The 19,914-nt window shown below is 39.4% G+C and carries 18 protein-coding genes; 11 read left to right on the top strand and 7 right to left on the bottom strand.

The genetic code is table 11. From position 1 onward, the window contains the following. Window positions 1-295 precede the first annotated feature (295 nt). Both BM308_RS02175 and glnE read left to right on the top strand, forming a co-directional pair. Window positions 296-1,375, top strand: coding sequence for a CYTH domain-containing protein (locus BM308_RS02175; RefSeq protein WP_074942658.1), 1,080 nt, complete (start codon window positions 296-298; stop codon window positions 1,373-1,375). Between the two features lie 9 nt (window positions 1,376-1,384). Next, window positions 1,385-4,267: a bifunctional [glutamate--ammonia ligase]-adenylyl-L-tyrosine phosphorylase/[glutamate--ammonia-ligase] adenylyltransferase gene (gene glnE, locus BM308_RS02170; RefSeq protein WP_074942657.1), complete on the top strand. Its 2,883-nt coding sequence runs from the start codon at window positions 1,385-1,387 to the stop codon at window positions 4,265-4,267. A gap of 46 nt (window positions 4,268-4,313) precedes the next feature. On the opposite strand, the gene BM308_RS02165 is transcribed toward glnE, so the two are convergent. The 3 genes from BM308_RS02165 to BM308_RS02155 form a co-directional block, all read right to left on the bottom strand. Continuing rightward, window positions 4,314-4,712, bottom strand: coding sequence for a DUF4156 domain-containing protein (locus tag BM308_RS02165; RefSeq protein WP_074942656.1), 399 nt, complete (start codon window positions 4,710-4,712; stop codon window positions 4,314-4,316). Window positions 4,713-4,716: 4 nt separating this feature from the next. Further along, a complete protein-coding gene (lpxL, locus tag BM308_RS02160) occupies window positions 4,717-5,757 on the bottom strand; it encodes an LpxL/LpxP family Kdo(2)-lipid IV(A) lauroyl/palmitoleoyl acyltransferase (protein WP_083425399.1) in 1,041 nt (346 codons plus the stop codon). Between the two features lie 90 nt (window positions 5,758-5,847). Further along, a complete protein-coding gene (locus tag BM308_RS02155) occupies window positions 5,848-6,855 on the bottom strand; it encodes a LacI family DNA-binding transcriptional regulator (protein WP_074942655.1) in 1,008 nt (335 codons plus the stop codon). A gap of 519 nt (window positions 6,856-7,374) precedes the next feature. On the opposite strand from BM308_RS02155, the gene galE reads away from it, so the two are divergent. Genes galE through galK form a run of 3 tightly spaced genes read left to right on the top strand, consistent with a single transcriptional unit; the run spans window position 7,375 to window position 10,645 of the window. Then, window positions 7,375-8,394, top strand: a complete 1,020-nt coding sequence (gene galE / locus BM308_RS02150; protein WP_074942654.1) for a UDP-glucose 4-epimerase GalE — start codon at window positions 7,375-7,377, stop codon at window positions 8,392-8,394. 28 nt (window positions 8,395-8,422) lie between these two features. Next, entirely contained in the window at window positions 8,423-9,466 is a 1,044-nt protein-coding gene (locus BM308_RS02145; protein ID WP_074942653.1) for a UDP-glucose--hexose-1-phosphate uridylyltransferase, read from the top strand. A 15-nt stretch (window positions 9,467-9,481) separates the two neighbouring features. After that, the gene (gene galK / locus BM308_RS02140; protein WP_074942652.1) at window positions 9,482-10,645 is read left to right on the top strand and encodes a galactokinase; all 1,164 of its coding nucleotides are present in this window, start codon (window positions 9,482-9,484) and stop codon (window positions 10,643-10,645) included. A 118-nt stretch (window positions 10,646-10,763) separates the two neighbouring features. Here galK and BM308_RS02135 read toward each other — a convergent pair whose 3' ends face one another. Together BM308_RS02135 and BM308_RS02130 are read right to left on the bottom strand one after the other, a co-directional pair. Then, the gene (locus BM308_RS02135) at window positions 10,764-11,996 is read right to left on the bottom strand and encodes a type II toxin-antitoxin system HipA family toxin (RefSeq protein ID WP_074942651.1); all 1,233 of its coding nucleotides are present in this window, start codon (window positions 11,994-11,996) and stop codon (window positions 10,764-10,766) included. Beyond that, window positions 11,986-12,258, bottom strand: a complete 273-nt coding sequence (locus BM308_RS02130) for a helix-turn-helix domain-containing protein (protein WP_218152523.1) — start codon at window positions 12,256-12,258, stop codon at window positions 11,986-11,988. Before BM308_RS02130 ends, BM308_RS02135 begins: the two co-directional genes overlap by 11 nt. Before the next feature lie 320 nt (window positions 12,259-12,578). On the opposite strand from BM308_RS02130, the gene amrA reads away from it, so the two are divergent. From amrA to BM308_RS02110, 4 genes are all read left to right on the top strand, one after another. Further along, complete coding sequence (amrA, locus tag BM308_RS02125) at window positions 12,579-13,964, top strand: AmmeMemoRadiSam system protein A (protein WP_074942649.1); 1,386 nt, start codon at window positions 12,579-12,581, stop codon at window positions 13,962-13,964. An 18-nt stretch (window positions 13,965-13,982) separates the two neighbouring features. Next, window positions 13,983-14,819, top strand: coding sequence for an AmmeMemoRadiSam system radical SAM enzyme (amrS, locus tag BM308_RS02120; protein ID WP_074942648.1), 837 nt, complete (start codon window positions 13,983-13,985; stop codon window positions 14,817-14,819). A gap of 311 nt (window positions 14,820-15,130) precedes the next feature. Then, window positions 15,131-15,412: an HU family DNA-binding protein gene (locus BM308_RS02115; RefSeq protein WP_074942647.1), complete on the top strand. Its 282-nt coding sequence runs from the start codon at window positions 15,131-15,133 to the stop codon at window positions 15,410-15,412. Between the two features lie 116 nt (window positions 15,413-15,528). After that, window positions 15,529-16,038 carry an NAD(P)H-dependent oxidoreductase gene (locus tag BM308_RS02110; RefSeq protein WP_074942646.1) on the top strand — a complete coding sequence of 170 codons (510 nt, stop codon included), beginning with the start codon at window positions 15,529-15,531 and terminating at the stop codon, window positions 16,036-16,038. A 491-nt stretch (window positions 16,039-16,529) separates the two neighbouring features. Here the strand turns inward: BM308_RS02110 and BM308_RS02105 are convergent, their stop codons facing one another. Further along, entirely contained in the window at window positions 16,530-17,114 is a 585-nt protein-coding gene (locus tag BM308_RS02105; RefSeq protein ID WP_074942645.1) for a hypothetical protein, read from the bottom strand. Between the two features lie 368 nt (window positions 17,115-17,482). On the opposite strand from BM308_RS02105, the gene BM308_RS02100 reads away from it, so the two are divergent. Continuing rightward, entirely contained in the window at window positions 17,483-18,343 is an 861-nt protein-coding gene (locus tag BM308_RS02100) for an LpxL/LpxP family acyltransferase (protein WP_074942644.1), read from the top strand. A 201-nt stretch (window positions 18,344-18,544) separates the two neighbouring features. On the opposite strand, the gene BM308_RS02095 is transcribed toward BM308_RS02100, so the two are convergent. Then, window positions 18,545-19,051 carry a NirD/YgiW/YdeI family stress tolerance protein gene (locus BM308_RS02095; RefSeq protein ID WP_074942643.1) on the bottom strand — a complete coding sequence of 169 codons (507 nt, stop codon included), beginning with the start codon at window positions 19,049-19,051 and terminating at the stop codon, window positions 18,545-18,547. A 265-nt stretch (window positions 19,052-19,316) separates the two neighbouring features. Here BM308_RS02095 and BM308_RS02090 point away from each other — a divergent pair, with 265 nt between their 5' ends. Beyond that, the gene (locus tag BM308_RS02090; protein WP_074942642.1) at window positions 19,317-19,838 is read left to right on the top strand and encodes a chemotaxis protein CheW; all 522 of its coding nucleotides are present in this window, start codon (window positions 19,317-19,319) and stop codon (window positions 19,836-19,838) included. Window positions 19,839-19,914 lie beyond the last annotated feature (76 nt).

Here is a 19,914-nt window from a genome sequence, read left to right as displayed (position 1 = left end):
GTTAACTACGAGTTTGCACACAATTTTTCATAACATTTTTCTTTAATAGTGACTCCGCTCGTGGATCGCTTTCCTTTCTTTCTGAATTTTCAGCGCATTTTTTGTGAATTAATACTTTTGTTTGATATTTAAGCTTAAATGCTAGATGATAGAAAAAATAGTAAGTAAAATAGTCAGAAACATATTTTATTAAAGTCTTTGCAGCAGATTATTTTCATAACAACTAAGCTGCATATAATACAGAGACAGAGTTAGTTAAGTATGAGGTCCGTACTCTGTTTTGGAGAGAATGTTAATGCAGGACAAAGAGATTGAGCTAAAGTTTGGATTTGATGGGGATGCTTCAAATCTATACGAGATATTTTCTCATATTGGCGCAGTAAGCAATAAAACTACACTGCATCTTGATAATACCTATTTTGATACTGACGATAAAGCCTTATTCGGTATTCATGCCGGTCTTAGAATCAGACGTGGAGACAATTTTTCCGAGCAGACCTTAAAGGTAAAAGGTGAGAATATCGGCGGTCTTCATAAAAGACAGGAATTCAATCTTCCAATTGAGCTTGCTGATGATGTCCCTAATCTGATGAAGTTCCCTAAGGAAGCACTTCCTTCAGACTTTGATATTGAAAATGTTCAGAAAAGACTCAAGCCTATCTGTCGTATCAACTTTACCCGATACCTTTTCAATCTTGAGCTTTTAGACAGTACTTTTGAGGTAGCCTATGATCATGGCTACATAGAGGTGGACAGTTCAAACAAGTATCCTTTGAGTGAACTTGAAATTGAGCTTAAGGAAACCTCAGTTCATTCTGATGAGCTTTTAAATCTGTTCTCAATTCTATGCACCCATCTGGCTGCAAACAATATTCCTCTGCTTTTAGAGCCTTTCTCTAAAATGCATCGTGCTGCACTACTGCAGCATCAGGGACACCCTACAGTGGATTTCTCTGAGCTTGATGATGCTGAGACCTTCATTGACTATGTGACTGCTCAGGTAGCTCTGTTAGAAAAGTTATACGGCTACTTCCTGATTTCTCATGATGCGGTACTGTTCTCTCACATTACCTCTCTTCTGGATTCTCTGTTGCTTTCTTTGAAGTATTTGAAACGCAGAAATTTCCTGGCCTTTATTATCGGCAGAAAGGAACCGGTTGAGTATAAGCGTGATTTGCAGATTATCATCAGACTTTTGAAGTCTTTCCACAGAGTATGCCGTCATGTTTCAAAGAGAATGCTTTTATGCCGATTCAGGAAAAACTCAAAGGGCATTGACTCCAGCTTTGAGAAAATTCGTGCCAGTGAGAAGGCAAATAAGCTGTTCCTGATTCCTCTAAAGCTCAGGCTGCTTCTGTCTTTAATGGCAAAGTAAGGATTTTTGATGGATTTTTCAATACAGCCAGAATCAACAGATTATAGGAATTTACCAGAAGAATTAAAACAGCACTCTGATATACAGTATGAACGCCTCAAGAGCAAACTTAGCGAGGAGCAGTTTGCTCTTTTATATGCTCGTCCAGAATTCAGATTTGTTCTGGCTTTATCAGAGTTTGTCTCTAATACTATTTTCTCCTATCCAAAAGAATGCTGCTCTCTTGTACAGGAGGGGGCTTTGGATGATCCTAAATTTCATATCGATCCATCTTCTTTTGTAAATGAATTCATTGATGAGAAGCTTAATGATTTTGAAATTAAGCGTCGCCTGAGAATCCTAAGAAGAATCCATCATATGGCAATAGCCTGGCGTGATCTATGTGGCTTTGCAGATATCGACGAAATCTTTGAAAAGCTTTCTTCTCTTGCTGAGTCAATTGTTCTGCGTATTTTAGAGGTGGTTCGTATCCAGCTTAAAAAAGTTTACGGTGATGCCTTTGATGCAGATGGAGCTCCTATGCCCTTACTTGTTATCGGTATGGGCAAGCTTGGTGGTCAGGAGCTTAATTTCTCCTCAGATATTGACCTTATTTTTACTTATCCAAGGGAAGGGGAGACAGCAGGTCCAAGAGTTGTAACCTTCAGGGAGTTCTTCTCAAAGATTGTACAGCGTTCAGCCAACTTTCTCTCGGATATCACCTCTGATTCATTCTGCTATCGTATTGATCTTCGCTTAAGACCTTTTGGTGATGCAGGTGCTATTGTAAATTCCTTTGATGCCCTGCAGATTTATTACGAGACTCAGGGAAGAACATGGGAACGCTATGCTCTTGTGAAAGGAAGAATCTTAGGCCAGAGAGAACCTCTTGATGAGTATGCTCAGGAATTAACCTCTATGCTGCGTCCGTTCGTGTATCGCAGATATCTTGATTACGGAGCCATTCAGTCTTTAAGAAAACTAAAGCATCTGATTGAGTCTGAGGTAAGACGCAGATGTCTTAACAATAACTTCAAGCTGGGTAAAGGCGGTATACGTGAGGTAGAATTTATCGCTCAGGCCTTCTCTTTAATGCGTGGTGGCCGATATCATGAGCTTCGAGAAGAATCATTGCGCAAGAGTCTTAAGAACATCATTTCTCTTGATCTAATCCCAAGAGAAATATGCGAGAAGCTTGATAAGTGCTATGTATTTTTAAGACGTCTTGAGAATGTCATTCAGGAATTTTCAGATAAGCAGACTCAGAATCTGCCTGATAATCCTAAGGACATGGCCAGAGTTGTTGTTGCAATGAATTACTCTTCAGAAGAGGCTTTCCGCAATGATCTTGATGTAGTTATGCAGTTTGTTCATGATGAATTCAAGAAGGTTGTAGCTGATGAGGAAGATTCTGAGGAGGATTATAAGAATTTCGATCTCTGGGAGGCCGACAGTGATCTTGAGGAGATGTGTGCTGAACTTGAGCCTCATATGGTCAATAAGGACAATACCAAAGAGATGGCAGGGGATATCCTGACACTAAAGTCATCTCTGGCCCGTATGCCTGTGGGGCCTGTGGGTAGAGAAACTCTCCTCGAACTTATGCCTAAGGTTATCTATCTGATTGCAAAAGAACCTCAGTCTGCAGCTCTGTTTAAGCGAATGTCAGGACTTATAGAGAAGATTGCCTTAAGAACCCCTTACATTCAGCTTCTAAGAGATAAGAATGAGGTGTTAGAGAGATTCATTGCACTTCTGAAGGATAACCACTTTGCCAGTGAGCTTATTACTTCGCATCCTATACTTCTGGATGAGCTCTTTATTCCTCAGTATTTCAACAAACCTCCTTCACCTGAAGAGTTCCTGTCCATGCTTCAGGAGCAGCTTTTAAGAATAGACCGGGATGATCTTGAAGCGGTTATGGAAGAGCTTCGTCTTTTCAAGAAGATGATGGTATTCAGAATTGCTCTCTCAGATAAGGCGGGTAAGCTTCCGCTCATGAAGATCTCCGATGCTTTAACCTGGCTTGCTGAAGCTCTTATCAAAGAACTGATTGTTATTGCCTGGGAACTTAATGCCAAAAAGTATGGTGAACCTGAGGGCCGAAGTGTGGATGATCCTGGTATTGCTGTAATTGGTTATGGAAAGCTTGGCGGTATTGAGCTTGGTTATAAATCCGATTTGGATATGGTTTTCCTCAAAAAAGAAGGTGATGGAGTTACCAATGGTGAAAACGCAGTATCTGAGACTATCTTCTACCAGCGACTGATTCAGCGAATCATGCATCTTGCCACCACCACAACAGTTGGTGGAATTCTCTATGATCTTGATATGCGCTTAAGACCTGACGGAGACACAGGAGTTCTGATTTCTGATACAGATTCCTTTGAGCTTTATCAGAAGGGCAGAGCGTGGACTTGGGAGCATCAGGCTCTTGTAAGAGCCCGTCCGATTACCGGTTCTCCTGATATTATCGAGAAGTTTAATCTGATTCGAGAGGAGGTTATAAGAGCCACTAAGGATGAGACTAAACTCAAGGATGATGTGGTGGGTATGAGAGAGAAAATGCGTGCTCATCTGGATCGTTCAAACGATAAGCTTTATGACATCAAGCATGGCGTCGGAGGCATGATTGACATTGAGTTCATCTCTCAGTATCTGCTTTTAAAATATGCACCATCCTATCCGCAGATGAAACTGTGGTCCGATAATGTTCGTATTCTGGAAGAATGTTCTAATCTTGGAATTGTGGACAAGAACATAACTGATGTCCTGATTTCTGCCTACATTGACATCAGACAGATCTATCATGAACTTTCATTGGCTGATTTGCCTAGGGTTATTGCTGCTTCAGACAGAATTCCTGCAACCTTCAGAGTTGAGGAAATCTGGAGAAAAATCTTTTCGGATTAGGCCGGATATATAACACCGCAGAGAATTCTGCGGTGAGTCAATCTGACTAGTCGTTAATGATATCCTGTTCAGGATCTGTCATTGGAAAATCGTACTGCAGTTTTCCTTTTTCATTATCAAGAATTGGTCCTTTTCCGGCTGGACACTTATAGGCACGTCCTGATAGAACTACGCCTAAAAGCTTGAACGTAATATGGGAAGTGTAAGCGTACTTCTCAACCAGATGAGTAGCTCCCATCTGTGCGGCCTGATGCTTGAGGTTGAATCTTGCCATATGTACCGTTGAATACGGTCCGCTGTTGTCTACATCTGCAATAAAAGTACAACCTTCAACCTCTGTTGGCAGTGCTGTGATAATCCTGTTTGCAGCTGCCTGTTCCTCAGCTGACATACAGCCGGTCAGAACGGTAGCTAGACATGCTGCTATAGATAAAAGCCTTTTCACCGTTTTACTCCTCAAGTCCTGGATAACGATTTTCATTCTCGTCAGGTGCTGTCTTAAAACGTCTGTGCATCCATAAATACTGTTCAGGTGCCATTTTTACCATACCTTCAATTACCTTATTTATGGTTGCCGCATCAGCTATTGTATCTTCAGTAGGGAAGTTCTGAAGTTCTTTTTTCAGATAAAGATGATATTTATCACCTTCACGAATAGTCCATGCAGGAGTAAGCATTGTACCTTCGATTTTTGCAAGATTATGGGTTGCAGCCACAGTTGCTGTCTCCTTAACTGCAAAGAATGGAGCAAAGACACTTACTCTTCTACCGTAGTCCTGATCTGGAGCATACCAGATTGGAGCTCCGGTCTTTAATGCCTTAATCATGGAACGGGGATCATTCTTAGAAACCAGCGCTAGATTCTTCCTTAGTCTGCCTTTTACCTGAGCCCACTCCCAGACCGGATGGTCGGTTGGTCTGTAAACACCGATTCCTGGTTTTACATATGTTCCGTATATTCTGGCCATAAGCTCAAGATGAACGAAATGTGCAGATAAAAGAAGGATTGGTTTTCCCGACTCTACACATTCTTTTGCGTATTCAAGCTCTTTCTCGTCAATTACAACGTGGCGCTTTAATCTCCAGTCAGGCCAGAACCAGGCCATTCCTGTTTCAAAAATCGCCATGCCTGAATTTCTCTGAATTTCTTTTGAAAGTTCGTGTCTTTCATCGTCAGACATCTCAGGAAATGCCAGCTCAAGATTTCTTTTTAGAACATATTTTCTTGCAGGCAGGATTGTGCCCATCAGTCTGCCGATCTTGCTGCCAAGAAACATCTGAACTTTATATGGGAGAACATTTACGATTAAAAAAAGAGCGAACAAAGCAAACCAGGCACTCCAGAAGTGTGGAAGCATCATTCTCTTTACAAAAACCGGCTTTTCAGTAAAGCCCTTACCCCATCCCTTCTGAGAGGTTGAGAATCTTTTATTCTCTTTGCTTTCTTTCTGTCTTTCTTTTTCTGAAACGTGAAGTGATAATTTAGCCATATAACTCTATATCTAACAAACAGTTATGTTATTTTACATTGAATCGTATCTTCACTACCTACATTTTTGTTCAGATTGTTTTATTTTTTTTCAGTTTTTTATTTCCTGAACTGATTTTCTGATAATAAGCTCTGTTTTAAACTGAGGAATTGTAAAATCGTAATCCTTCTTGTATCTTGCAAGTGAGAGGTTTAAGGCTTCCTTTCCCATTATTCCGATAGGATTTGTTACTGTTGTCAGGGCAGGGTTTAGACAGGAGGCAATAAACAGATCATCAAAACCGGTTATAGACACATCTTCTGGAATCTTTATACCGTTGTTTTCAAAGGTAGACATGGCCGATGCCGCAATGGTGTCACAGTAGCACATGACTACTGAGAACTGATCCAGTCCAATTTTTATAAGCTGTTCGGCAGCCATCTTTCCTCCCTCAAGTGATGGAGGCACGGAAAGAATCAGTCTTGGATTGATCTCTATATTATTGTCAGCACAGGCTTTCTTGAATCCTGAGAATCGTTCCTGGGCATCTGAGATACCAAAGGATGAGGTCACATAGGCAATCTTCTTATGTCCAAACTTGATTAGGTAGTTGGTAAGGTCGTACATGCCGTTGTGGTTATCAATGATTACACAGCGATCTTCAAAACCTCTGAGTCTTCTGTTGATAAGTACGATATAAGGAAAACGTCTCATGTAGTCCGAGAGCACAATATCATCAATAGCCAGCGCATGCACCAGCATTCCAGAACACTGATGGGAGAGCAGGGAGTCTATTGCCTTCTGTTCTCTCTGAGGATCGTAGAATCCCTGAGCAATCAATAGAGATTTTCCCATAGCATTGGCTGCCATATCACATGATTTAATCATGGTTCCAAAATAAGGATCGGAAATATCAGAAACCAGAACTCCGATGGTTTCGCTGTCCTTTTTTGCAAGGGTACGAGCATTTGCATTAAGATAAAAGCCCAATTCTCTCTGAGCTGCCAGTACAGCATTTCTTGATGCTTCACTTACCTTGGCAGTGCCGTTTAATACTCTGGATACAGTAGCAACAGAAACATTTGCTTTCTTTGCTACATCTCTAATTGTTGCGGTCATATTTTTTTTCTTATATCTGAAAGGTACTTGTGGTATGACTTGAAAAGTTCAGTGCTACCTTTTTTGCTGTATTTATAATTATTGTGTTAATTTTGGATTACCAAGGCTAATTATAAGTAAATTTCGTTATAAATGAAAACAAAACGGCGTTTTCACGGCATAACTACTGTATTTCGTTCACAATATTTCCTGATTTTCTGTAAACGCTTACCTCTTCTCTGGAGCTTCTGTTTCTCTCATATCATCTTTATCTCTTTTATTTTTAAAGAAAAATCTGAAAAAAATCCTTGAAAATTATTCTGAGATAAACTTTAAAAGACTCTATCTGTACATAATAAATATATAAGAATCAATATGATAGCTGTATGTAACAACGTGCTCTGAGCTGATTAAAAATAATCAAATAATTAAAAATGTGAATATGATCAACTTTTATCTCTTGCTAAAAAAACAATGAGGTATATAATTTGCCATGTAAACGGTTACATGGGCATTACTATTGCATTTCGAGGATTTAATATGACTACTATTCTGGTAACTGGTGGCGCAGGCTACATTGGATCACATACAGTAATTGAACTGGTAAAAGCCGGTTATGAGCCTGTTATTTTTGATAACTTCTACAATTCAAAGCCAGCTGTACTTGCAAGAATCAACAAGATTGTAGGTCGTAACATTCCATTTGTTTCAGGTGATATCCGTTCACGTGAGCAGTTAGAGCAGGTTTTTGAGAACTATAAGATTGACGGTGTTATTAATTTCGCTGGTTTAAAGGCTGTAGGCGAGTCTGTTAAAAAGCCTCTTGAATATTATGATAACAATGTTAACGGTGCACGTACCCTTCTGTCTGTAATGAAGGCTTACGGCTGCAAAAACTTTATTTTCTCCTCATCAGCAACTGTTTATGGAGAGCCTGATGCACTTCCTTTAACCGAAAGTTCACCTGTAAAGAGAGCAAACTGCCCATACGGACAGACCAAGGTTGATATTGAATATATGTGTCAGGAACTTCAGATTGCAGATCCTTCTTTCTCAATGGTGCTTCTGCGCTACTTCAACCCAGTCGGAGCTCATGAGTCAGGCTTGATCGGTGAGGATCCTCGTGGTATTCCAAATAACCTGATGCCTTACTTAACTCAGGTCGCTGTTGGCAGATTAAAGGAGCTATCTGTATTCGGAAATGATTATCCTACACCAGATGGTACCTGTATCCGTGACTATATCCATGTTGTTGATCTGGCTTTAGGTCACGTTGCAGCTTTAAATCACTGTCTGAATGTACCAGGAACTCACATTTACAATTTAGGAACCGGTACCGGATACAGCGTATTAGATATGGTTAAGTCATTCTCAAAGGCAATTGGCAGAGAGCTTCCATACAAGTTTGCTCCTAGAAGAGAGGGCGATGTTATTGCCTGCTATGCTGATCCATCAAAGGCTAAGAATGAACTAGGCTGGGTAGCTAAGAAGACTCTGGATGATATGACTGCAGATTCTTACAACTGGCAGAAGAACAATCCAAACGGCTACGAAGACTAAAAGATTTAAACAAAGGTAAGAAAAAACTATGACATCATTTAACTTAACTGATCATCCACACAGAAGATTCAACGCTCTAACCGGCGAGTGGATTCTGGTTTCTCCTCACAGAGCAAAGAGACCTTGGCAGGGACAGGTTGAGAAGTTGGCTAACGAGATTAAGCCAACTTATGATCCTAAGTGTTACCTGTGCCCAGGTAATACCCGTGTAAACGGTGATTCTAATCCTAAGTATGAGAAGAATTTCGTTTTCACCAATGACTTTGCTGCATTAACTCCAGATACTCCACTGGATGCTCCTGAATCTGAGGAGTTATTCCAGCTAGAGCCTGCCCGCGGTACTGCCAGAGTTATCTGCTTCAGCCCAGATCATTCAAAGACTCTTCCTGTAATGGATGTTGAAGAGATCCGTGGCGTGGTTGATCTGTGGGGCGACCAGTTCACTGAGCTTTCAAAGACCTATAAGTATGTACAGTTATTCGAGAATAAAGGTGCAATTATGGGCTGCTCAAATCCTCATCCACATGGACAGATCTGGGCATGTAACTTCATCCCTGAAGAAGTTATGAAAGAGTACAGACAGCAGAAGAAGTATTTCGAGAAGCACAATACTCCACTGCTTTTAGATTACGTAAATGCTGAGCTTAAGAAGAAAGAACGCATCATTTTTGAAACTGAATATTTCGTTGCTTTAGTTCCTTTCTGGGCATTCTGGCCATTTGAGACCATGATTCTGCCTAAGTTCAAGGTTCAGACCATCAATCAGCTGAATGATGAGCAGCGTAATGATTTAGCTTTAGCTATCAAGAAGCTGACCTGCCGTTATGACAATCTGTTTGAATGCTCATTCCCTTACTCAATGGGATGGCACAATGCTCCTGTAGACGGTGAAGAGCACTCAGAGTGGCAGCTGCACGCTAACTACTATCCACCTCTATTAAGAAGTGCAACTGTTAAGAAGTTTGTTGCAGGTTTCGAGCTTTTAGCTGAGAAGCAGCGTGATTTAACTCCTGAGCAGGCTGCTACCCGCTTAAGAGATTTATCAGAGACTCATTATTCATTAAATAAATAAACATAGGATTTAAAAATGTCAGATATCAAAGAAATTTGCCTAAAAGCTTTTGAAGACAAATTCGGAACAAAACCAACCATGCAGGAGTATGCTCCTGGTCGTGTGAACATCATCGGTGAGCACACTGACTACAACGGCGGCTTTGTTCTTCCATGTGCTATCAAATACGGTACCTGCATGGTTGCCAAGCCAAACGGCACCAACACTATGCGCATTTTAGCCGTTGATATGAATAATGATTACGACGAGTTCGAATTAGCTGCAAAGATTGAAAAGCACCCAACCAAGCTTTGGGTAAACTACCTGCGCGGTGTTGCTTACCAGATCTGCGAGAAGTTCGGCAGCAAGGTTAAAGGTCTTGATATTGCTATCAAGGGTGACGTTCCTCCAGGAGCAGGTCTATCTTCATCTGCATCTTTAGAGGTATGTTTCGGTCACCTGGTATCAAATGCTTTTGATTTAAACATCGCTTTAATGGATATCGCTCTGATGGGCCAGGCTGCTGAAGCTTACATCGGCATGAAGTGCGGTATTATGGACCAGGCTATCTCTGCAAACGGTACTAAAGATCACGCTGTTCGTATCGACTGCAAGTCATACGGTCTAACTCAGGTTGCTGTTCCTTCAAATCTTGAGATTCTGATCATCAACTCAAATATCAAGCACCAGCTCGTTGGTTCAGAGTACAACGATCGCCGTGAGAGCTGCGAAAAGGCTGCAAAGATTATCGGTGTTCCTCTGTTACGCGACGCTACCATGGAAATGCTGGATGCATGCAAGGATAAGATGGATGACGAGACCTATCGTCGTGCCCGTCACGTAATCACTGAGGATGAGCGTGTTCTAGAAGCTTCTAAGGCTTTTGAGGCTGGTGATCTTAAGACTCTTGCTAAGCTGATGTATGCATCTCATATGTCAGAGAAACTTGATTTTGAAATCACTGTAAAGGAAACCGATGCTATCGTTGATATTGTTAAGGAAGCATTAGGTGAGGAATACGCTGCTGTTCGTCAAACCGGTGGCGGTTTCGGTGGCTGTGTTGTTGCTGTTGTTGAGCCTAAGAATGTTGAAGTGGTTAAGAATGCTATCAACGCCAAGTACCAGAAGATTTCAGGTATCGGTGCAACCATCTTCGAAACTCAGGCATGTGATGGTGCAACCTTCACTCGTCTAGGTTAATTGCTGAAAAAAATAATAATTTGTTCTCGAAAATAGTAAGTTCCCCGCCTTAAGTGGTAGGGAATTCCTCCTTTCGCCGATCACTTCGATCGGCATTTTTTTTTACATTCTGGTTGATTTACATTGTAAATGCAGGACTCATCCTGTCTATTGCAGAACGAGAAATGTTATATTTTCTTGCCAACGTAAGCCAGTTATCTGCAACTACTGTTTTTATATTGCTTATAATCTGCTCAGCATAAGTCTTCTTTAGTTGATAGAATTCAGCCGTTTCCAAAGCCAGAGAATAATCCAGCTCAGTATCTTCTTCCGTGATTCCCAAGGATAAATTGCTTCCATAAGGATTTGGATTTACATCAAACAGCGGTGAAAGACGCCACCCATCCTTATCCAGCAGAAATCCATGATTGCGTAAATGATCATCAGTATTTGATATGGCAATATTAAATACCATTCTGCACCAAAGCTCTTTTAAATCAGCAGAGGCTTTCGGACTATGTGATGTTAACCAATCTGCAATATCAAGATATGATGCATCATGATCATTGTCAGTTTTGTTTAACATTGTCATGGCTGAAGCCATATGAATACGTTTATCACCAAATCGGTCGAATCGCTTTACCAAAAAGGTTGTTCCTTCTTTTGTTATATCTAAAGCTTTTGCTTCTGGGACATTAAGATTACACATTTTTGCAAGGTCATGGGCTACCATTTCCCACGCACCGGTGTTTTCTGTATCATGTTTTGACGGAAATTTTGCTATCCATAAACAGCCTTTTTCGTCGCAAACTGTTGCTTTAGGTCTTGCTCCTCCTAGTGAGGAGCCTGGAGCCATAAGAAGGGCTAGCCAATCTTCATCGTTACCTGAGTCTGTCTCGAAATTTCTGGAGGCATCCTGCAGACGGCGAAGTTCTGTCCAAGGTGGAGTTGCTAGTTCTTTATCATAAGCTAGAAAATTTCCTTGTGGCTCTGTACGAAAACGAAGCGCTCCCATGCGACTTTCATCATGAACTCCTAGAAGAAAATCACTTTCCCGTAGGGCTTTTGGCTTTCTATCCTCTTTACGTGCATGTATTGATTCACGTCTTTTCATGAGTAGACGCCCCCAGCGGTCAGGACAGGAGTCAGAAAACATTCCAAAAATGTTTTTTTCAGCATATTGACGCCCTGTTATATCAGTATGAAGTTGCGGATCTAAGAATATATGCTCATCTCCTGCCAATACCTCCTCGGACCACTCAAAGGAGTAGACTTCGTCGCCATGTGATTTTTGGACATAAAGGTTTCCAATATAAAATTGGTCACGATAATAGTCGTCCAAGTAGCAAAAAATCGTTTTATTATCTTTCATTCTTTCTCTTCGATGCCCTATGAGCAATGGTAAGTCCCATATCCTGCAGCAGTCTTCCTTTTTTGTCGTCTTTACAAATGAGCAACAAATCTTGATCCATACCCTCAATGGCATGAAGAACTTTTGCGTAGGCTCCCATGGATACTGAGGGACTACCTTTCTCAATTGACCATACAGTCGTTCGTCCCAAACCAGCTCTGTCGGCTATGACTTCTACAGGAATGTCACGTCGTAAACGAGCAAGTTTTATCTGTTCTCCCATAGTCTGAAGTATTCGTTTAATACTGGGGGTAAGAACAATCCTTTTTCCCATAGAATTACCTCTAAACGTTCATATTTATAAACATTATAGGTAAAGATGTTTATAATTACAAACGTTATGATGCGTAAATGGAGAATTAATAGATAGCAATATGAGACATTCATGAAAATAAAAAGATATCGGTATGAGAATATAGAATGTGAAACAATTCACAATGTAATATCTAAAAAAGCTCAATGGCTGTAAAAGTAATGGAAAACAGCTCAAACTGAATATAGAAAATACAAGTTAGGTTAACCAAATAACCATAAGGAGTTTATATGTCTATTCTTGCTGCTGTTGCTGTACCTCATCCTCCTTTAATCATTCCAGAGGTTGGCCTAGGAAAAGAAAAACAGATTCAGTCCACTATTGACTCCTATAACAAGGTTATGGAGTTTGTTGCCTCTTTGGAGCCGGAAACCGTAGTTATTGTCTCTCCTCACATGGAAACTTATGCAGACTATATTCATGTGGCCTCAGGTTCTGGAGAATCAGGAAGTTTCTCTCAGTTTGGGGCTGGTTCAGTCCGTATCGATGCTGTTTATGATGAAGGTTTTGTCGATGAGCTGTGCGATGAGTTGAAGTCTAAGGATATAAGTGCTGGCAGACTTGGGCATAAAATGAGCGAGCTTGATCATGCAACCATGATCCCGATGTGGTTTTTAAATAAATATCTGAAAGCCTATAAAGTTGTTCGAATCGGTATCAGCGGACTTGATATCTGTGAACATTACAAGGTTGGACAGGTTGTTGCTGAGGTTGCTGCAAGACTAAAGAGAAAAACTGTCTTTATTGGCAGCGGAGATTTATCTCACCGTCTTTTAGAGGATGGACCTTATGGCTTTGACAGCAATGGTCCTGTTTTTGATAAGGCTATAGCTGAATCCTTTAAAGACTCTGACTTTAATGAGCTCTTATCTATTCCTGCACCTGTATGTGATGGGGCTGGAGAATGTGGCTTCAGACCTTTTGTGATGATGGCCGGAGTCCTTGACAGAAAAGCTATAGAGGGAAGTCTTTTATCCTACGAAGGACCTTTTGGTGTTGGTTACGCTGTTGCCAGTTTCAAAGTAACAGGCGATGATCAAGACAATAACTATCTTGAGAAATTTCTGAATGCTCAGAAAGAGAAAAACAATAAATCCAAAGAGTCAGGGGATGAGTATACCTCTCTAGCTAGAGCATCAATGGAACACTATGTTAAAACACATTCTATGATGCAAAGACCGGATGGTCTTTCAAAGGATTTACTTAAAAAGAAGGCTGCTGTTTTTGTGTCTCTAAAAAAATTCGGTCAGCTTCGCGGATGTATCGGCTCTCTTTCTCCTAACTGTGATTGTGTAGCTGATGAAATCATAAGGTTTGCCGTTAATGCCTGCTCTCATGATCCTCGATTTGACCCTGTAAGAGAGGAGGAGCTTCCTTTTATAACTGTAAGTGTGGATGTACTGACAGAACCTGAGAAAATCAGCTCTATTGATGAACTCGATCCTAAAAAATATGGTGTGATTGTAAGATCCGGACATAAGAGTGGTGTACTGCTGCCAGACCTAGAAGGTGTTGATACCCCTCAGGAGCAGATCAGGATCTGCAGACGCAAGGGCTACATTTCTGACGACGAATCAGTCGAGCTGGAACGGTTTGAAGTTATAAGACATTTTTAATTTTGTGTGGACTTCAATATGACGCAGAAGGTTAGATGTGGTCTGTGTCCTCGGCACTGCAATCTTGCCGAGGGGGCAATAGGTGTATGCAAAGGCAGGGGGAATCAGAATGGTCAGATCAGAGACTTAAACTATGGCTGTATCACCTCTGTGGCCTTAGATCCTATTGAAAAGAAGCCTTTATACCACTTTTATCCTGGGAGCTATATTCTCTCTGTGGGCAGTTTTGGCTGTAATCTTAAATGTCCATTCTGTCAGAATCATTCAATATCCATGGCAGATAAGAGCTGTGAATATCAGAAGGTCACTCCTGAAGAGCTGGTTGCACTGGCAATTGATCTGAAAAATAAAGAGCAGGGGAATCTAGGAATTGCATTTACCTATAACGAACCTCTTATAAGCTATGAGTTTGTTCTTGATACCTCAATTGAGCTAAAAAAACATAACCTAAAGTCTGTTCTGGTTACTAACGGCGGCATCTGTTCTGATTATCTTGAAAAGCTTCTTCCGTATGTTGATGCAATGAATATCGATCTTAAGGGATTTTCACAGCAGTTTTACGATTATGTAAAAGGTGATTTTGAAACAGTAAAGGAAAACATAAGGCTAGCGCACTCTCAGTGTCATGTTGAGGTTACTACTCTCATAATCCCTACCAAAAATGACTCTGAGGAGGATATGCACTCTGAAGCAGAGTTTTTGTACTCAATAAGTCCAGACATTCCTCTGCACATAAGCAGATTTTTTCCCCGTTATAAGGAACAGGAGCTTTATCCTACTCCAATTGAGACAATTGACAGACTATGTTCCATAGCTTCGGAGTATTTAAAATTTGTTCATCGTGGAAACTGTTGATTTTTAGTTAGAAAATGCTTAAAAATGGCTTAAATATCGCATTTGTGAGATTTTAACCTATACTATAGGTATAGTGAGGCGACTTTTACGCAGCTGCTCGTAAGGATGCAGAAACACGCAAGTAGAGGTCGCCTCTTTTATTGCCTTTTGTAAAGCTGATATATAAGCGGTTTTATGCTATAGATAACGTTTCTTGCCTAATAAATACTAATCTCCTCACACTTTTTGATAAAAAAAGCCTTTTGAATCTTGCTCTAATAGTGAATTGTTGTATATTCAGATCATCCCGTTCTCACATAAGGAAGTATATTATGAATAAATCAGAACTTGTTGACGCAATTGCAAAGCGTAGCGCATTAACTAAGGTTGACTCTAAGAAGGCTTTAGAGGCTTTATTAGAGGCTGTACAGGGAGCTCTTGTAAAGGGTGATGCTGTTCAGTTAATTGGTTTTGGTACTTTTAAGGTATCAGCAAGAAAGGCTCGTCAGGGCCGCAACCCAAGAACCGGTGAAGTTATTAAGATTGCAGCAAGCAAGGTTCCTGTATTCTCAGCTGGCGCAGCTCTAAAAGATGCAGTAAACAAGAAGAAATAATTTAAAGAAAAAAGGCACTTCACAATGAGGTGCTTTTTTTTCCTTTTTTGTAAATTTAACATGTTGATTTACAAATAAAATTATTCTGTCATAAAAATTTGTCAGAAGAGGTTTTTATGAAAACTTTAATTATTTTCTCTCACACCTGGTTTGAAAAATCCAGAGTAAACAGAGCTCTTCTAGAGGCTGCAGAAGATGTCAGCAATGTCACCATCCGCAATCTTGAACAGCTGTACGGTCAGGATCCAGAAAAGATTGACGTTAAGGCTGAACAGAAGCTGATTGAAGAGAATGACCGACTGATTTTCCAGTGTCCTGTATTCTGGTTCAGTACTCCTCCTATGCTTAAGGCATACATCGACAGAGTATTTGAACACGGATGGGCTTATGGTTCACAGGGCCATGCTCTACAGGGCAAGAAGCTACAGCTTGTATTAAGTACCGGCGGTCCACAGGAAGACTATAAGGCAACCACTATCGGTGAGCTCTTCCTGCCTCTGACTGCAACCGGCAACTACACAGGAATGGATGTGGCTCCAATTCGTGTAGCTTATGGCTGTCTGAATATTTCAGATTCAGACATTCAGAAGATGTGCGATAACTATAAGAAGCTCTTATCAGAGTAGAATTTATCAGATTACTTCTGCCTAGCTCCAAAGTAACTCTGATTAAGATCAAGAATGATTTACAAAGAAAATTGAGGCTAGATTACAGTAAATCTGTATCCAGCCTCTTTATTCTTTTAATTGACGATTTTGAGGTTGCTGATGAGCTATGAAACTTAGCTTTTATCTTCAGGAATAAAAATTGGAGATATTTCTAGTGGTTAGTATGATCTACCTTATAAAGCGCTAAAACTAATGAGTTGAATACCATTCTCTGAGAGTTTTTGCTGTACTGTAGAGTCGCATATAGCATGAAATTTACAGTCATATTTCTAATTGGCATTACCATATCGGTCAGTTTTATGTGCACATAAGATTATCTGCTTCAGATTAAAAAAAGCTAAGATACTTATAGAAATAACCTTTTGTTCCAATCTATCAGATAGTTTGCCGCTATTTTGCGGCAAATTTAAACAGGGTAGGAATTACTAAAAAAAACCTACCGTACCATTTTAGAATTTGTAATCAAGACTAAAGTTAAATCCTTTCATCTCATAACCAGGATTCTGATCGCTATGTCCATTTGATGCATGTGCATAAACAACGTAGTTAAAGCCTACAGATCCGTTTTCTGAGAAATCATAAGCAATTCTAGGTCCTATTCTCCATAGAAAATCATATTTTCTTGCTGTTGCCGGATGATTTTTTGTAAAAAATCTCATACTTCCACCTAAATCCAGACTGATATGAAAGTTGTCTATGATTTCTCCTCCGAATCGAGCAACAATAGCTGGTCCTAGTCCAACAGCATCACTGTTCTGCTTCATATTACCTCTTATTATATATCCGTCAGCAACTGTGAAAGTGGCACCAGCATGTAAAGAGAAGATGCTCCAATCATATACCTGAGTTAAAGCATGCAGATTGTAGTTCTTAACATAGCGGTTATCTTTATAGTGGTATTTTAGGAATTCAGCCTGAAATTCAACATTATCAAACCAACTATCTGTTGCTTTTGATGAATTGTCTGCAAGTGCTGTATTTGTAAGTAATAATGAGCTGGTGATGACAGCTAAAATTTTTAGGGACTTTTTCATAATCATTCCTTATTGGATGTTTGTATTCAATACCCCAGGTTGATAGAGCATCTTTAATCCATAATTTTTTTCGCAAAGCGTAATATATCTTATTTTTTATTTATACAGAATTTTTGATAAGTTGATTGTGAAACAGATATAAAAATAAGCTGACATTTTTTTTTCTATAAGTGAAATTTGTCACATTATTTTTAATTTTTATTATTTTCTTTTTCTTCGAATATTCATTGAGTTGTATTTTCTTATAAAATATTTATATACTTGAACTTATGCTGAATATAATCCTATAAAAATAATCAAAAAATGATTGATCAGAGAATTGAAAATAAATTCACCATAGATTTATTACATCCAAAGTTTATTGGAACATGGTTGTTAATCTTTTTTTTTGTATCCTTGCGTATATCCCTGTAAGAATAAGAGATTTTCTTGCTGAAATCCTGAGCCATTGTTTATTTCTTATTCCAAAATCTTTTAGACGTAAGGTATACACCAATCTTGATTATGCTTTTCCTGATTTGGAAAAAGATAAAAAAGATAATATTTATAAGAATTTTGTCCGCATCGGACTTAAAGTTGTCCTAGGTTATGGCGTTCCTTTTGTTCGAAGCAAAGAATATGTAAAACGATCTTTCAAAGTTACAGGTCAGGAGAATCTTGATAAGGCGGTTTCCAAGAACCGGCCAATATTATTTGTTGGCTCGCACTGTTGGACCTTAGATAGTAGTGGTATTTATCTTGGTTCAAAATACGAAAAGGTTGTAGGCTTAGTACATAGTACCCATAATCCTGTTCACAACTATTGTATGAACAAAATGAGATTAAAATTCGGGGGAAAAGTATATGAGCGCAAAGATGGAATTAAAAATATTATTAAGTCATTAAAAGATGGTTATTATTTTGCGTTCTATCCTGATCTGGATTTAGGTCCTGACGGCTCTCTTTTTGTTGATTTCTGGGGATCAAAAAAAGCTACTCTTACCGCTGTACCAAGAATAGTCAGATTATCTGATGCTCTTGTTGTTCCTATGACTCCGACCTACAACGAAAAAGAACATAAAATTGAAATCACTTTTTATCCTCACTTTGAAAATTATCCGACAAATGATCTAGAAGCTGATGTTATAAGGGTAAATAAGTCTATTGAAGCCGGTCTAAAAGGTCGAGAAGAACAGTATATGTGGTTCCTTCGTATCTATAGAACCAGACCAGAGAATGTTGAAAAATAGCTTCTATTTCTAATTCCAATTATTTCGTGTAATAAGCATTTTTCGTTTGATAATCCTTATAGGGAAGAGTTCGCGATAATTTTTTAAATGAGCGGTTTTCTTCCAGAGCTCGTCTGTTCTGGAAATGAGCAATTAAAAAAATAAAAAAGGATATCTGAAAATCCAGATATCCTTTCCGTCTCAACAAACATTCAGGAATAGTTACTTTATATCACCCTGTTCAAAGCCTCGTGGGCCGTTTGCACGAGGAGGGCGAGGCATCTTGTCACCAAAGTCCGGTCTTGCACATCTTACTTCTAGGATTTTGGTAACCTTTTCATCATCTACCTTTGCGACAACCTCGATAGGCATATCTTTTTCGAGATATGACCAGTTACGGTCTTCATCCAGTTCAACAATAATTGTATCGTTGCTGTTGTCAGTCAGCTCAAACTTTTCGTCTCCTAGATACTTGGTTAAACGACCTTTAATTCGAACAATATCGTCTTCTTTACTGTCGCTTAAAATCTGTTTTACGGTCATTTCATTAAGCTCAAGTCCGAAGCCTCTAGGAAGGTTTGTGCTTTTTACATTGCACATTACTCCCATTGGATTATGTCTGCCATAGCCGTCACCATGATACTTGTCATGTTTGTAGTTATCTGCTACAGCAACGCCTGATGCAAAAATAATAGCAGCACCAATCATACCTAAGGTTGTTTTTTTCATACTGACTTACCTCAAAGAAAATCTTATAAAAGACAATCTGAGTATAAAAATGACAACTTAGCGAAAACTTATAAAAAGAGTTGATATGAGCTTGTTGAGAATAATTATTATTAAAAAAATTTTTTATTAGGATCTTTATCTCTGTGAAAAAAAGAGTATCATTTCGCATCTGAAAGCTAAATTGAATAATTTATTTTTCAACAAATAAGGACTGTATGTAAAAAACAAACAAATATGCAAAAGTTGTTTTGCATGGGATATTTCGATGAACTCTTATAGTGTTTTAAACGATTTTGGTATTTTTCTTTTCAGACTAGGCAGCTCAAGACAGTTTTACGCGGTTAATGTAAGCAGAGTACAGGAAATCATGCCTTGCCCAAGAATCACTGTACTGCCTAAGCTTCAGAAGCATGTTGTTGGTGTAGTTACCATTCACAATGACGTAACCATTCCTGTGATTGACCTGTGCGAAGTTCTATGCGGAAGAAAGACCCAGAATGTCAGACAGAGTCTCATTGTTGTAATTAAAGCAGGCAGTTCTCAGTATGCCTTTTTAGCTTCAAAGGCTGATCGTATCATTAATATCAATGATAACGCTCTGCTACCATCTGATATCAACAGCGCTGATACCTATATGTTAGGTGCAGTCCAGGTTGATAAGGATCTGGTTGAGCTGATTGATGTTGATAAAGTTATAGGCGATGTAATAAATCAGAAGTCTGATAATCCTGCTGTAAGCACAAAAGCATGTGAGCAGGAAAATCTTTACAGCTTAAGAAGCTGCTAATCTTCTCTAATCTCTATATTCTGCAGACAAAAGAAAGGAGAGCTGATGCTCTCCTCTTATTTAACCTGACATTACA

Source organism: Succinivibrio dextrinosolvens (assembly GCF_900116345.1).
Classification (GTDB): domain Bacteria; phylum Pseudomonadota; class Gammaproteobacteria; order Enterobacterales; family Succinivibrionaceae; genus Succinivibrio; species Succinivibrio dextrinosolvens_B.
Note: the sequence above shows the minus strand (reverse complement) of the source record. Positions and strands in the feature narration are given on the sequence as shown.

What these genes read in the sequence shown, in the direction of transcription:
- BM308_RS02175 (WP_074942658.1), top strand. Translation starts at nt 296, where the DNA reads ATGCAGGACAAAGAGATTGAGCTAAAGTTTGGATTTGATGGGGATGCT.
- glnE (WP_074942657.1), top strand. Translation starts at nt 1,385, where the DNA reads ATGGATTTTTCAATACAGCCAGAATCAACAGATTATAGGAATTTACCA.
- lpxL (WP_083425399.1), bottom strand. Translation starts at nt 5,757, where the DNA reads ATGGCTAAATTATCACTTCACGTTTCAGAAAAAGAAAGACAGAAAGAA.
- BM308_RS02155 (WP_074942655.1), bottom strand. Translation starts at nt 6,855, where the DNA reads ATGACCGCAACAATTAGAGATGTAGCAAAGAAAGCAAATGTTTCTGTT.
- galE (WP_074942654.1), top strand. Translation starts at nt 7,375, where the DNA reads ATGACTACTATTCTGGTAACTGGTGGCGCAGGCTACATTGGATCACAT.
- BM308_RS02145 (WP_074942653.1), top strand. Translation starts at nt 8,423, where the DNA reads ATGACATCATTTAACTTAACTGATCATCCACACAGAAGATTCAACGCT.
- galK (WP_074942652.1), top strand. Translation starts at nt 9,482, where the DNA reads ATGTCAGATATCAAAGAAATTTGCCTAAAAGCTTTTGAAGACAAATTC.
- BM308_RS02135 (WP_074942651.1), bottom strand. Translation starts at nt 11,996, where the DNA reads ATGAAAGATAATAAAACGATTTTTTGCTACTTGGACGACTATTATCGT.
- BM308_RS02130 (WP_218152523.1), bottom strand. Translation starts at nt 12,258, where the DNA reads ATGGGAGAACAGATAAAACTTGCTCGTTTACGACGTGACATTCCTGTA.
- amrA (WP_074942649.1), top strand. Translation starts at nt 12,579, where the DNA reads ATGTCTATTCTTGCTGCTGTTGCTGTACCTCATCCTCCTTTAATCATT.
- amrS (WP_074942648.1), top strand. Translation starts at nt 13,983, where the DNA reads ATGACGCAGAAGGTTAGATGTGGTCTGTGTCCTCGGCACTGCAATCTT.
- BM308_RS02115 (WP_074942647.1), top strand. Translation starts at nt 15,131, where the DNA reads ATGAATAAATCAGAACTTGTTGACGCAATTGCAAAGCGTAGCGCATTA.
- BM308_RS02110 (WP_074942646.1), top strand. Translation starts at nt 15,529, where the DNA reads ATGAAAACTTTAATTATTTTCTCTCACACCTGGTTTGAAAAATCCAGA.
- BM308_RS02105 (WP_074942645.1), bottom strand. Translation starts at nt 17,114, where the DNA reads ATGAAAAAGTCCCTAAAAATTTTAGCTGTCATCACCAGCTCATTATTA.
- BM308_RS02100 (WP_074942644.1), top strand. Translation starts at nt 17,483, where the DNA reads ATGGTTGTTAATCTTTTTTTTTGTATCCTTGCGTATATCCCTGTAAGA.
- BM308_RS02095 (WP_074942643.1), bottom strand. Translation starts at nt 19,051, where the DNA reads ATGAAAAAAACAACCTTAGGTATGATTGGTGCTGCTATTATTTTTGCA.
- BM308_RS02090 (WP_074942642.1), top strand. Translation starts at nt 19,317, where the DNA reads ATGAACTCTTATAGTGTTTTAAACGATTTTGGTATTTTTCTTTTCAGA.